The organism is Streptomyces sp. NPDC020884, from assembly GCF_044333935.1.
Taxonomy (GTDB): Bacteria; Actinomycetota; Actinomycetes; order Streptomycetales; family Streptomycetaceae; genus Streptomyces.
The window spans coordinates 1114805-1127861 of record NZ_JBIRRY010000001.1; the positions used below are offsets into that span (position 1 = coordinate 1114805).

Consider the following 13057-nt stretch of genomic DNA (forward strand, 5'->3'; position numbering starts at 1 on the left):
ATGAGTCGCGACAATCGGACGGCCGACGCCCCGTGGATCCGCACCCGGCTGCGTACCGCGCCCGGTGCGGCGGTGGCCCTCGCGGTGCTGGTGCTGGTGACGGCGTTCCTCGCCGCGGCGTTCCCCCGGGCGGTGGACGCGTACGAGACGAAGGGGCTGCGCCACGACATCGCGACGGCGGACGCGGGCCGCAGCGTCGTGGAGGTCGTCCGCCCGCAGCCCGGCCTCGAACTGCCGCGGGAACAGCGGGACGCCGAGGTGCGGAGCCCCGAGCTGACCCGGGTCGGCGACGAGCTCCTGGCGGCCCTGCCCGCACCGCTGCGCGCCGACGCGTCGTCCGTCGCGTACGGCGTGCACACCATGAAGCCGGTCCTCGCGGACGAGCCCTGGCTGCCGAGGCCCGACGCGGCGCCGCCGCAGCTCTCGTACGTGGCGCAGACGGGGCTGAAGGAGCACGCCACCCTGGTCTCGGGGGCCTGGCCGGAGACACCGGCGGAGGTGACTTCGGACTCCCGTGCGGTCCAGGGCACGGTCACCGAGGAGACGGCGGCCGAGCTGAAGGTGAAGGTCGGCGCGACCATCACGCTGCCCACCGCGGCCCAGGAACCCATCACCGTGACGATCACCGCCATCGTCGCTCCCAAGGACCCGCGCGGCAGCTACTGGTCAGCCGATCCGCTGCTGCGCACCCCGTCCCTCGTCCCGGACCCCGCGAGCCCCTTCCCGCAGTACTACTGGACCGGCACCGTCCTGCTGGCCGAGGACGCCGGGCCGGCCCTGCTGAGCACGGCCGCCGAGCCCGCCCTGTTCTGGCGGCTCCCGCCCGACGTCGCACGGCTGACCGGTCCCGACGGCTCCCGCCTGACGTCCGTCATCGCCTCCCTGGAGAGCGGCCCCGGGCTGCTGGAGGTACGGGAGATCGCCGGCGGCACCGCCACGGTCGCCACCGGACTCGGCCACCTCGTGGAGTCCAACGCGCGGATGCGCGACGCGATCAGTCCCGTGATCACGGTCGCCGCCCTCGGGATCGGCTCCGTGGCCGCCGTCGTGCTGCTGATGACGGGCGCCCTGCTCGCCGGACGCCGCCGCAGCGAGCTGGCGCTGATGCGCTCACGCGGCGGCTCGCTGCGCGGCATCGGCGGCCGGCTGCTCGCCGAGACCGCGGTGACCGTGCTGCCCGCGAGCGCGCTGGGGCTGCTGCTCGCGGTGCTGGCCGTGGACGAGGGCCGGTGGTGGCCGGGGGCCCTGGCGGCGGCCGGTGTCGGCCTCCTGGTGTGTGTCGCCCTGCCGCTGCGGACGACGCTCCAGCACATCAGGCCCGCGCTGGGCGCTGCCCGCGAGGACATGGTGAGCGCCCGGCCCTCGCGGCGGCGGACCGTCGCCGAACTGACCCTGCTCGTGCTGGCGGCCGGCGCGGTGACGGCGCTGCGCCGTCGCGGCACGGCGACCGGGAACGGCACCGACCTGCTGGTCAGCGCCGCGCCCGTCCTGGTCGCGCTGATCGCGGCGCTGGTGCTGGTGCGGCTCTACCCGCTGCCCCTGCGGCTCGCCACCCGCCCCGTGGCGCGGCTGCGCGGGGCGATCGGCTTCCTCTCGCTGGCCCGCGCCGGCCGTTCCTCGGCCGGCGGCGCGCTGCCGCTGCTCGCCCTGCTGCTGGCCCTGGCCACCGCCGCGTTCGGCGGCTCGGTGATCGCCGGCATCGGGGACGCGCGGGACGACGCGGCGCTGGCGTCGGTCGGGGCGGACGCCCGGATCAGCGGCCTGAGCGAACGGCAGACGCTGCCCGACCGGCTGGTCCGCACGGTGCGCGACCTGGACGGCGTACAGAGCGCGGCGCCGATCCGGATCGAGTACGGCGTGAGCCTGCCGGAGGTCGCGGCTGGTGACGGCGACGCTCGGGGCAACGGCTCGGAGGACGCCGGTACGGGCACGGGCCCCGGCGGCGCGGAAGGTGCGGACGATGCGAGGACCGCGGCCCTGGTGGGCGTCGACCCCGCCTCGTACGCCCGGCTGGCCCGCGCGACCGGGCTGCCGGACTTCCCGGCCGCCCGGCTGAAGGCCACCGGCCCCTCGGCCCCGCTGCCCGAGAGCACGAAGTCCGGACCCGGACGCGTTCTTCCGGCGATCGCCTCCCCGGCGGTGGCGGCCCGGATGGGCACCGGGCCGCGCGCGGTCGACACGCTGTCCGGGGAGTTCGAGGTCCAGATCGTGGGAACCACCGCGCACGTCGCCTCGGTCGCCTCCACGAGCTTTCTGATCGTGAACTCCGCTTCCTTGGAACAGCAGACGCCCACCACGCTGCTCCTCTCCGGCACACCGGACCCGGGGAAACTGCGCGCGACGGTCGGCGAGAGCGGCAAGGAGTACGCCGTACAGCTGCGTTCCGAGGAGCGAGCGCGGTATGTGAACACCCCGATGCAGGCGGGGGCCGAGCGGATCTACCTCGCGGCCGTCGCGGCGGGCGCCGGATACGCGCTGCTGGCCGTGCTGCTGTCGCTGCTCCAGACCGCGCCGGAGCGCAAGACGCTGCTGGCACGGCTGCGCACGATGGGCCTCACCACCGGGCAGGGCAGGCGGCTGCTGGCCTTCGAGGCGACACCGCAGGCGCTGCTGGCTGCGGTGGGCGGCCTGTTCACCGGCTGGGCGACCATCGCCCTGCTCTCCCCCGGCGTCGACCTGGTCCCGCTGGCGCTCGCGGGCGTCGCCGGGTCGGACCCGAGTCCCGTCCCGCTGCGCACGGACCTCTGGTCGCTGGGGCTGCCGGCCGCCGGGGTCGTGGTGCTCGCCGCGGCGGTCGCGGGCGTTCAGGCGTGGTGGGCGAGCCGCCGCGGATCGATCACCGAACTCAGGGCAGGAGACTCCCGATGACCTCGTCCACCGAGGCGGCCGGCAGGGCCGAGACGACGCTGGCGGAGCTGGAGCAGCGTGCCACGGCCCGCCGGGACCGCCCCTCCTACGGGCACGACGCGCTGATCGCCTGCGACCGGGTGGTGCGGATCTTCACCACGGACGGGGTGGAGGTGCAGGCTCTCCAGGGCCTCGATCTGCTCGTCACCGAGGGCGAGTTGATGGCCCTGGTCGGGGCGTCGGGCAGCGGCAAGTCGACGCTGATGAACATCCTGGCGGGTCTGGACGTGCCGACGGCCGGATCGGCCAAGGTCGCGGGCTGCGATCTGCTGTCGATGGGGGCGAAGGAACGGCTGCGCTACCGCCGGGACGTGGTCGGGTTCGTCTGGCAGCAGACCGCCCGCAATCTGCTCCCGTATCTCACCGCGATCCAGAACATCACGCTGCCCATGCAGTTGCGCGGTGGCGGCGGCAAGCGTGAACGCGCCGCCCGCGCCGAGTCGTTGCTCACCATGCTCGACATCGCCGACTGCCGCGACCGGCGGCCCCAGCAGCTGTCCGGCGGGCAGCAGCAGCGCGTGGCCATCGCGGTGGCGCTGGCCAACTCCCCGTCCGTGCTGCTCGCGGACGAGCCGACCGGGGAGCTGGACTCGGCGACCGGGGAGCAGGTCTTCGCCGCGTTCCGGCGCGCCAACGAGGAGTTGGGCACCTCGATCGTGATCGTCACCCATGACCAGGCGGTGGCCGGCGAGGTGCGGCGTACGGTCGCCATCCGCGACGGCCGGACGTCCTCCGAGGTGCTGCGCCGCACGGAGGTGGACGCGGCGACGGGCCAGGAGTCGCAGGTGGCCCGGGAGTACGCGATGCTCGACCGGGCGGGCCGGCTCCAGTTGCCCGCGGACTACACGCAGACGCTGGGCATGGAACACCGGGTGCTGCTGGAGCTGGAGCAGGACCACATCGGCGTCTGGCCGGACGCGCACGGGGCGCCGGAGAAGCCGGACGGGCCGGAGAAGGATCCGACGGGGAAGTAGACGGGCCGGCGCAGGATCCGACGGGAAAGCAGGGGCAGCGGCGGACCCGCGGTCGGGCGGCTCAGCCGGGCTCGACCGACAGGCCGAGCCCACCGAGCCCGCCGGCCGGGTCGCGGCGCAGCGCGATCGAGCCGAAGGGGGTCCGCAGGCGCAGCCAGCCGCCCGCGGCGAGCAGCGAGACGGGGAAGTCCGGGTCGGCGCGCAGGAAGCCGAGCGACTGGGCGGCGTGCACAGCGCGCAGGGGCAGGTCCGTCGCGCCGACCGGCCGGGACCAGATCTCGCGGCCGATACGGTCCCGCTCGGCGCGGGTGCGCCGTTCCCCGGGCAGGGCCTCGTCCCGGGTGCGGAACTCGGTGACGGCGGCCTCCAGGGCGGCGCGCAGGACGTCCGGTGCGGGCAGTCCGGCCTGCTCCCGCCAAGGCCCCCGGGGCGGCAGGACGCCCGCCCAGGGCGGCCCCGTGACGGGTGCGGGCAGCGAACCGCCCGCACCGGCCTCACCGGAGACGTCGAGGGACTCCAGCAGCTCCCCGGCCGACACCGTGACGTCGAGCGTCTCGGGGCCGGCCAGGCGGGCGGTGCGGATCGCGAGGACCTCGAAGGAGGGCGGGCGGCCGAACACGGCCAGTGCGTCGCCGCCGCCCGCCTGCAACCGGACCGCGGCGGCCCGGTCGTAGTGGAGCAGCCGGCCGAGGAAGGCGGCGAGATCCGCCGCCTCCCTCACGTCGGCGAAGTGCAGCGACTGCACGGACACGGTCATGCCGCGGCGGGCTCCTCTGCCAGATACCGCTCGAGGAAGAGCTTCTCCTCGGTGGAGATCCGCCGGGGCCGCGCCTCGGCCAGGTCGTAGGGGACGACGATGGTCGAGGCCCGTACGTAGACCTGCTCGGCGTCCTTGACCTCATAGGCGATCGTCAGCGACGCGGCGCCTATCTTCGTGACCCACGACTCGACGGTCACCGGCTCGTGCCGGTGGACCAGCGGCCGTACGTAGTCGATCTCGTGACGGGCCACGACGGACCCGCCCGAGAACGACGGCGAGCCGTCCCCGGGCGCCAGCCGGAACATGAAGTCGATGCGCGCCTCCTCCAGATAGCGGAGGAAGACCACGTTGTTGACATGCCCGAAGGCATCCATGTCGGACCAGCGCAGAGGGCAGCTGTAGATATGACGAGCCAAGACGATCAGCCTCGCGTCAGCTTCTTGTACGTGGCACGGTGCGGGCGGGCCGCGTCCGCACCCAGACGCTCGACCTTGTTCTTCTCGTACGACTCGAAGTTGCCCTCGAACCAGTACCACTTGGACTCGCCCTCGTAGGCGAGGATGTGCGTGGCGACGCGGTCCAGGAACCAGCGGTCGTGGGAGATGACCACAGCGGCGCCCGGGAACTCCAGGAGGGCGTTCTCCAGCGAGGAGAGCGTCTCGACGTCGAGGTCGTTGGTGGGCTCGTCGAGGAGCAGCAGGTTGCCGCCCTCCTTGAGCGTGAGCGCCAGGTTGAGGCGGTTGCGCTCACCACCGGACAGGACACCGGCCGGCTTCTGCTGGTCCGGGCCCTTGAAGCCGAACGCGGAGACGTAGGCGCGCGAGGGCATCTCGACCTGGCCGACGTTGATGTAGTCCAGCTCGTCCGAGACGACGGCCCAGAGGGTCTTCTTCGGGTCGATGTTGGCGCGGGACTGGTCGACGTAGGAGATCTTGACCGTGTCGCCGACCTTGATGGCGCCGCTGTCCGGCGTCTCCAGGCCCTGGATCATCTTGAACAGCGTGGTCTTGCCCGCGCCGTTCGGACCGATGATGCCGACGATGCCGTTACGGGGCAGCGTGAAGGACAGGTCGTCGATGAGGACCTTGTCGCCGAAGGCCTTCGAGAGGTTCTCGACCTCGACGACGATGGAGCCCAGGCGCGGGCCCGGCGGGATCTGGATCTCCTCGAAGTCCAGCTTCCGCATCTTGTCCGCCTCGGCCGCCATCTCCTCGTACCGGGCGAGACGGGCCTTGGACTTGGTCTGACGCCCCTTGGCGTTGGACCGCACCCACTCCAGCTCTTCCTTGAGCCGCTTCTGGCGCTTCTCGTCCTTGCGGCCCTCGACCTTGAGGCGGGTGGCCTTGCGCTCCAGGTACGTGGAGTAGTTGCCCTCGTAGGGGATCGCGCGGCCGCGGTCGAGCTCCAGGATCCACTCGGCGACGTTGTTCAGGAAGTACCGGTCGTGGGTGACGGCGACGACGGCACCCGGGTACTTCGAGAGGTGCTGCTCCAGCCAGTTCACCGACTCGGCGTCCAGGTGGTTGGTGGGCTCGTCGAGGAGGAGCAGGTCCGGGGCCTCGATCAGGAGCTTGCAGAGCGCCACACGGCGCTTCTCGCCACCGGAGAGGGTGGTGACCGGCCAGTCGCCGGGCGGGCAGCCCAGCGCGTCCATGGCCTGCTCCAGCTGCGCGTCCAGGTCCCACGCGTTGGCGTGGTCCAGGTCTTCCTGGAGCTTGCCCATCTCGTCCATGAGCGCGTCGGAGTAGTCGGTCGCCATCAGCTCGGCGACCTCGTTGAAGCGCTTGAGCTTGCCCATGATCTCGGCGGCGCCGTCCTGGACGTTCTCCAGGACGGTCTTGCTCTCGTCGAGCTTCGGCTCCTGCATGAGGATGCCGACGCTGAACCCGGGCGAGATGAAGGCGTCGCCGTTGGACGGCTGCTCCAGGCCCGCCATGATCTTCAGCACCGTGGACTTACCGGCACCGTTGGGCCCCACGACACCGATCTTCGCGCCGGGCAGGAAGTTCAGGTTGACGTCATCGAGAATCACCTTGTCGCCGTGCGCTTTGCGCGTCTTGCGCATGGTGTAGATGTACTCAGCCAAGAGAAACCGTCCGGCAGCAATAGAGGTGTGGGCAGATACACCCCATCTTGCCTGACGGCCCTCCCCGGACGGAAACCCGTCCGCCCACCGGCACGCGCACCGGGTCACCGTCTGCGTCCGGGGTCTCACTCAGCGTCGGTGTGCGGGTTCTTCCGGCGGAGGACGAAGACCGCGCCGCCGCCCACGGCGAGCAGTCCGATGGCGATGGCAGCGAGCATCGGGGTGGCACTGGACCCGCCGGTCGCGGCGAGGTCGCCCTCCAGTCCCGACGTGGCGGAGCCGGTCGTGGCCGGCACCGACCGCTGGGCGCTCTGGGTGCCGATGTCGCTGCCGCCGGTCTCGCTCTCCCGGTCCAGGACACTGCCGCTGGTGGCGCAGTCGAGCACCCCGGTGAAGGTCCTGCTGAACCCGGCGGGCCCGGTGACGGTGACGTCGTACGCCTGGTCCTCGGCGACGGGGACCGTCACCGTGCGGGTGGCCCCGGCGGCGACGGTGTGCTCGGCGCCGGCCAGCTCGAAGGTGAACGGCTGGTCGCCCCGGTTGACGGTGGTGACGTCCACACCGCCCGCGGCGCAGTTCTTCCGCGCGCTCACCGCGGGGGCTGCGCCCGTCCCGGCCCAGGTGGCGGTGGCCCGTGCGGAGACCGTGGACTCGCTTGAGCCGGCCAGGATCTGGGTCTGGGTGCGGCCGACCCCGGCGAAGGCCCGGCCGACCGGCACGGAGGTGGTGGCCTGGACGGCCAGGGACGCGGTGCCGTCGGCGGTGTCCTTCGGCACGGCGAAGTAGAGCCGGTCCCCGTCCGCGGCCGCGGTGACGGGGGCGCCCTTCCGGTCCGTGACCGCGATGCCGCTGGCCGCCGCGTCCACCGGGGGCGACACCGAGACCTGGCCCGCGTCGGTGCGGACGGTCACGGGACCGAGCCGCTCACCGGGCCGACCGGAGACGGCGGCCGGCTCCAGGGTCAGGGAGGGGCGCGGCTCCTTCGTGTTGCGCGCGTTGCGGTGCAGCCAGTCGGCGAGCTTCTCCGCCTGCTTGTCCGACGCGGTGACATCGGCGTTGTCCGAGTAGCGCCAGATGGCGACCTGGGTTCCGGCGGCGGCGGTCCGCTCCGTCAGCGGGCCGGTGCCCGCCGCGTCGGCGAGCTCGGCCAGGTCGTCGACCTGGGGGTAGGAGTGCTGGAGGATCCAGCGGATCTTCCCCGCGTTCCCGTTGCCGCTCAGCGGGGTCTCGGCCCAGGGGGTCTCCAGGTACTTCGCCTGGTCCTGGGTGGGGTTGTGGAGGTCGACGCAGTAGGTCTTGAGCTTGCCGCCGCCGTCCACGGTCATCTCGAACAGCCCGGCGGGCAGTTCCTGGGTCCGGTCGGGCGCACCGTTCTTCCCCGCGACGCGGAGCACGGCGCTGTCGAAGGTCTTCAGCCCGTCGAGCACCGCGGCCGCGCCGCCGTGCTGCCGTCCCGGGTCGTCGGCCGCCGCCGGTCCCGCGCCGGCGAGTGCGGCAGCCGCGACGAGACCGGAGAGCAGCAGCGCTGCGACCGGACGGCGGATCCCGCGGCCGGGGGGCGCCCCTGTGGTGCCGGACGGCGCAGCGGACGCTGAAGACGCAGAAAACACAGAATTCCCCTCCGGGCGAGGCCCTCGCGCTTGGTGCGCGTGTGGGGATTGCCTCGCCAGCAGACCCAAGTGACCTGTGAGCACTGGGAATCCTAAAGAACGGGCGAAGAGCAGTCCCCCGTACTGCCCTTGCACAACCATTCCGAATCAGAATCGTTATCGCGGGATCTCGTCGCGCTTGTCGTCGAACAGCCTTTTCAGGACACCGTCGCCATTGCGGCGACCTGTTCCCGCTGTTTCGGCGACTCCTCCGCGTCGCCGTCCGTGACGCTTTCCCGACGCTCCGTCAGAAGGGGTTCCATCCTGGCGGCTCTGCGGAAGGCGGCCGTTCCCCGGCTCAGGTCGTGGCCGACGGCGACGGCCTCGACGTCGACGAACGTCCGACGCTGACCGGCCTGTTCCTCCTCCCGCACCTTCAGCCGGCCGTGCACGACCAGAGGTTCTCCGACCGAAACGGAACCGGCCAGATTCGCGGCGAGCGTGCGCCAGGACCAGACGGTGTAGAAGCTGGTGCGGCCGTCTGCCCAGAGTTGTTTCTCGCGGTCCCAGCGCCGCGGAGTGACGGCGAAACGGAATCGCGCCATTCCGCCGGTGGCCGTCTCCCGGAACTCCACCGCCGTCGCGGCGTTACCCACCAGGGTCACCAAGGTCTCGTTCATTTTCCGCCCCCGCTTTCCTTGTCGTGCCGCATCGCACCGCGCGCACCTCGTCATGCGGCGGTGTCGTACGGACTCCATGGTGGACGCCGGGCGGGAATCGCGTCGGGGCCTGTGGACTACCGGCCGGTTGTGGAGAACTCCGTCACCGTCACGTACCGCTCGCGCACTTCCCGGTAGCGCACCAGCTCGGCCGCGACCGGGTCCAGGACCCTGGCCCGGCCGCATCCGGCCGCCGCCTCGCGCAGCCGCCGCTCGGCGTCCTGCCCGTACCGCCGGGCCGGTCCCCGGATGGCCGCCGCGCAGGCCCACTCCACCAGCGGGCCGCCGACGACTCCGGCCAGCATGATGAGCGCGGGCGTGACGAGCCCCGGCTCCAGGACGCCGACGATCTGGCCGACCAGCCACAGGCCGCCGAAGATCTGGAGGAGCGTCATCGACACCTGGGCCAGCACCGCGGCCGGCCACCACTTCGGCCGGGGCGGCTTGGCCGGGCGGCCGCCGGGCGGGGCGCCGACGGGGCCGCTCTTCCCCTTCCCCTTCCCCTTCCCCGTCTCCGTTCCGCCGCCGCGTGGGGAAGCGCCCGGGGCGCCTGCCCTGACCGCCAGTTCGTCCAGCGCCTCGGGCAGCCCCTTCGCCCCGGTGAACGCGGCCTCGCGCACCGCCTGCGCCCAGGGGCCGGGCAGCCCGTCGACGGCGTCGTCCGCGAGGATCCGGACCGCCTGCTCGACCCGCTGGCGGGCCGTCAACTCCTCCTCGGGCGGGGTGAGCGCCTGGCCCATCCGGTCCAGGCTGCCGGGCAGGCCCCGGGACTCGTACCAGCGCCAGAGCCGCAGCCACGGCGTCCCGCAGGCCCGCCCGGCGTTCCTGCGCCACTCCCGCTCGGCGGCCTGTCCGGCGGCCGCCGCCCCGACGGCCTCGGCAAGCCGGTCGGTGAACTCCTCGCGGGCCCGCTCGCCGAGGCCGGGCCGCCCCTCGGCCACGTACACCGGTCGCAGCCGCGCCGCCGCCGCGTCGATGTCGGCGGAGAGGCGGCGGGTGGCGGCCGTGCGGTCCTGGACGAACCGCCCGACCATCTCGCGCAGTTCGGGCACCCCGTCGCCGGTGAGCGCGGACAGGGACGTGACGGTGGCGCCGGGTTCGCCGTGCTCGCCGAGGGCGATGCCGTCCTCGTCGAGGAGGCGGCGCAGGTCGTCCAGCACGAGGTCGGCCGCCTCGCCGGGCAGCCGGTCGGTCTGGTTGAGGACGACGAAGGTGACCTCCGCGTGTCCGGCGAGCGGGCGCAGATAGCGCTCGTGGAGGGCGGCGTCGGCGTACTTCTCCGGGTCGACGACCCAGATCACCGCGTCGACGAGGGCCAGCACCCGGTCCACCTGGTCGCGGTGTTCGGTGGCGGCCGAGTCGTGGTCGGGCAGATCGACCAGGACGAGGCCCTGGAGCGCCTCGTCGGAAGCGGCGGGCCCGGGGTGCGGCCTGCGCCGCAGCCGGCCGGGGACGGCGAGACGGTCCAGCAGGCCGGCGGCCCCGTCGGTCCAGCTGCACGCGATGGGCTGGGATGTGGTGGGCCGGCGCAGCCCGGTGTCGGAGATCGGGGCCCCGGCGAGTGCGTTGAACAGGGTCGACTTCCCGCTGCCGGTGGCTCCCGCGATGGCGATGACGGTGTGCCGCGAGGAGAGCCGCTGCCGGGCGGCGGCCTCGTCCAGCACCCGTCCCGCCTCGGCGAGGGTGTCCCGGTCGAGCCGGGCGCGGGAGAGCCCGACGAGTTCGCGCAGGGCGTCCAGCCGGGGCGGCAGCGGTCCGCCGGAGGGGACGTACGCCTCGACCTCCGGCTCCGCCTCGTCCTCGGCGGGCGTGCCGGGTGCGGGCTCGCCCGCCTCACGCGCCTCGGCCGCCGCGGCGCGCCGGGCGATCAGCCCGTCGTCCCAGCGCCCGCCCTCGCGCCCGCCGCCGCCCGGCTCGACCGCGCCGTTGCCCTGGTCCTCGTCCGTGACGGCAGTCATCGCTGCCACCTCTCCTTCTGCAGTACGGAAAGCGCGGCGATCAGTTCGGCCTGGGGTTCGGGGGCGACGTCGAGCGCGTCGAGCGGGGCGAGGCGGCGGTCGCGTTCGCCGCCGAGTACCTGGTCGAGGTAGGTCGTCAGCAGCTCACCGCCCTTGTCCCGCAGGCGCAGCGCGCCCTGGGCGCCGATGCGTTCGGCGAGCTGCTCGCCCGCCGCACGGGCGCGCCGTCCGCCGAGCAGGGCGGCCGCGAGCAGCGCGGCGACGGTCTCGGGGGCGGGCGCCACATTGCGTTCGAGCTGGCGCACCTCCTCCTCGGCCAGCTCCTCCAGGACCCGCCGCCACCGGCGTACGGCGACGGCGATCCGCCCCTCGACGTCCTCGGCCGGTCCCCAGCCCCCGGCCTCCCGCCCGGCGTCCTCGAACCGGAACAGGCCCCCGGCGGGCTCGCGGCGCCACTGGGTGCGGATCTGTTCGTCGGCGGCGGAGACCGAGCACTGGAGCAGGGCCACCAGGCTGTCGACGAGGGCGTCGAGGAGTTCCTCGGGCGAGCTGTAGAGGGGATAGCCGCGCCACCGGGTCCGCGCGTCCCCGGAGAGCACCGCCCCGCTCTGGAGGCGGCGCCGGATCCGGGCGGCCTCCTTGCCGTACGCGTCCTCGACCACCCCGGTCAGCCGTACGGAGGCGGCGTACTGGGCGGCGACGGCGGAGGCCAGTCCCGGCATCCGTACGTTGAGCGACTCGATGACGCCGGAGGCGGTGCGCCCCACCGCCTGCTGCCGGGCGGCGGGGTCCTGGGCGCGATGGGCGAGCCAGGCACGGAGCGGGGCGACGGCGGTGGTGGGGAGCAGGCCGCTGCCGCCGCCCGCGGACTCGGGCAGTTCGGGGATGGTGAACCGGGGTACGTCGCCGAGTCCGGCCCGGGTCAGCAGGGCCGCGTACTGCCGGGACACCTCGGCGATCACCTGGTGGGGCACCCGGTCCAGAACGGTGACGAGGGCCGCGTCGTACTCCTTCGCGGTGCGCAGCAGATGCCAGGGCACCGCGTCGGCGTAGCGCGAGGCGGTGGTGACCATCACCCAGACGTCGGCGGCGCAGATGAGTTCGGCGGCGAGGACGCGGTTGCGGACGACGAGCGAGTCGATGTCGGGGGCGTCCAGGAGCGCGAGCCCGCGGGGCAGGCTGACGGCGGTCTCCACCCGCAGCGCGGTCTCCCCGTCCCCTCCCCGGGCGGCGAGGTCGTCCAGCCCGTCCGGGTCGGGCGTCTGACCCGGCGGCAGCCAGATCCGGGTGAGCTGCGGCAGCACCCGTACCCCGGCGAACCAGTGGTGGTCGTCCGGGTGGCAGACCAGCACCGGGGTCCGCGTGGTGGGCCGCAGCACCCCGGCCTGGCTGACGCGGCATCCCACCAGCGAGTTGACCAGGGTGGATTTCCCGGCTCCGGTGGATCCGCCGATCACGACGAGCAGCGGCGCCTCGGGGTCCTTGAGGCGTGGCAGGAGGTAGTCGTCGAGCTGGGCGAGGAGTTCGACCCTGGTCTGCCGGGCGCGTTCGGCCCCCGGCAGGGGGAGTGGAAGACGCACGGCGGCGACACGGTCGCGCAGGGCGGAAAGTGCGTCGATGAGCTGAGGCCGTACGTCCATGGTCACCACATGCGAAGAATGCCCAATTTTGGAGCCTTTTTGAAGCGTATAGCCCCCTCTGCGCGGCGGTTCCACCCTCTGGACAGAGTCAGGACAGAGGGGACGAGTAGGACGGGGGCATAACGAGTGCACAACACCCGGGGCGCGGGGGGCGAAAACCGGTGCAGGAATCGCACCTACCTGCGATTATCGGTTCGCTTCACCGAACCTCCACATCGTGCCACGCAGGTGAAGCAACCGGGTCCAGGGGATCAGAGCCCTATCCTTGTCCCGGCACGGCCACGGAACCACCCGATCAGGGCTCCCGGCCCCCGTAGCTCAGTGGATAGAGCAGGCGCCTTCTAAGCGCTTGGCCGCAGGTTCGAGTCCTGCCGGGGGCACACATTCCTTTCAACGCCAGGCCCTCCCTCGGGAGGGTCTTTTT

The 13057-nt window shown here is 73.1% G+C and carries 9 protein-coding genes and 1 tRNA gene; 3 read left to right on the plus strand and 7 right to left on the minus strand.

Annotation, left to right across the window (positions count from 1 at the left end):
• Both ACH4UK_RS05105 and ACH4UK_RS05110 read left to right on the plus strand, forming a co-directional pair.
• The gene (locus ACH4UK_RS05105) at window positions 1-2868 is read left to right on the plus strand and encodes an FtsX-like permease family protein (protein WP_398354583.1); all 2868 of its coding nucleotides are present in this window, start codon (window positions 1-3) and stop codon (window positions 2866-2868) included.
• Complete coding sequence (locus ACH4UK_RS05110; RefSeq protein ID WP_398354584.1) at window positions 2865-3881, plus strand: ABC transporter ATP-binding protein; 1017 nt, start codon at window positions 2865-2867, stop codon at window positions 3879-3881. The genes ACH4UK_RS05105 and ACH4UK_RS05110 overlap by 4 nt, the downstream gene beginning before the upstream one ends.
• Window positions 3882-3942: 61 nt before the next feature.
• Here the strand turns inward: ACH4UK_RS05110 and ACH4UK_RS05115 are convergent, their stop codons facing one another.
• The 7 genes from ACH4UK_RS05115 to ACH4UK_RS05145 form a co-directional block, all read right to left on the minus strand.
• Entirely contained in the window at window positions 3943-4638 is a 696-nt protein-coding gene (locus ACH4UK_RS05115) for a hypothetical protein (protein ID WP_398354585.1), read from the minus strand.
• Entirely contained in the window at window positions 4635-5057 is a 423-nt protein-coding gene (locus tag ACH4UK_RS05120) for an acyl-CoA thioesterase (RefSeq protein ID WP_398354586.1), read from the minus strand. Before ACH4UK_RS05120 ends, ACH4UK_RS05115 begins: the two co-directional genes overlap by 4 nt.
• A gap of 5 nt (window positions 5058-5062) precedes the next feature.
• On the minus strand, window positions 5063-6727 hold the full coding sequence (ettA, locus tag ACH4UK_RS05125; RefSeq protein ID WP_398354587.1) for an energy-dependent translational throttle protein EttA: 1665 nt from the start codon (window positions 6725-6727) through the stop codon (window positions 5063-5065).
• Between the two features lie 125 nt (window positions 6728-6852).
• Window positions 6853-8337, minus strand: coding sequence for a Cys-Gln thioester bond-forming surface protein (locus tag ACH4UK_RS05130; protein WP_398354588.1), 1485 nt, complete (start codon window positions 8335-8337; stop codon window positions 6853-6855).
• Between the two features lie 197 nt (window positions 8338-8534).
• Window positions 8535-8996: a single-stranded DNA-binding protein gene (locus tag ACH4UK_RS05135; protein ID WP_398354589.1), complete on the minus strand. Its 462-nt coding sequence runs from the start codon at window positions 8994-8996 to the stop codon at window positions 8535-8537.
• A 116-nt stretch (window positions 8997-9112) separates the two neighbouring features.
• Window positions 9113-10993: a GTPase gene (locus ACH4UK_RS05140; protein ID WP_398354590.1), complete on the minus strand. Its 1881-nt coding sequence runs from the start codon at window positions 10991-10993 to the stop codon at window positions 9113-9115.
• Window positions 10990-12633: an ATP-binding protein gene (locus tag ACH4UK_RS05145; RefSeq protein ID WP_398354591.1), complete on the minus strand. Its 1644-nt coding sequence runs from the start codon at window positions 12631-12633 to the stop codon at window positions 10990-10992. Before ACH4UK_RS05145 ends, ACH4UK_RS05140 begins: the two co-directional genes overlap by 4 nt.
• 307 nt (window positions 12634-12940) lie before the next feature.
• Between ACH4UK_RS05145 and ACH4UK_RS05150 the strand changes: the two genes are divergently transcribed.
• A tRNA-Arg gene (locus ACH4UK_RS05150) sits at window positions 12941-13013 on the plus strand.
• Window positions 13014-13057: the final 44 nt, after the last annotated feature.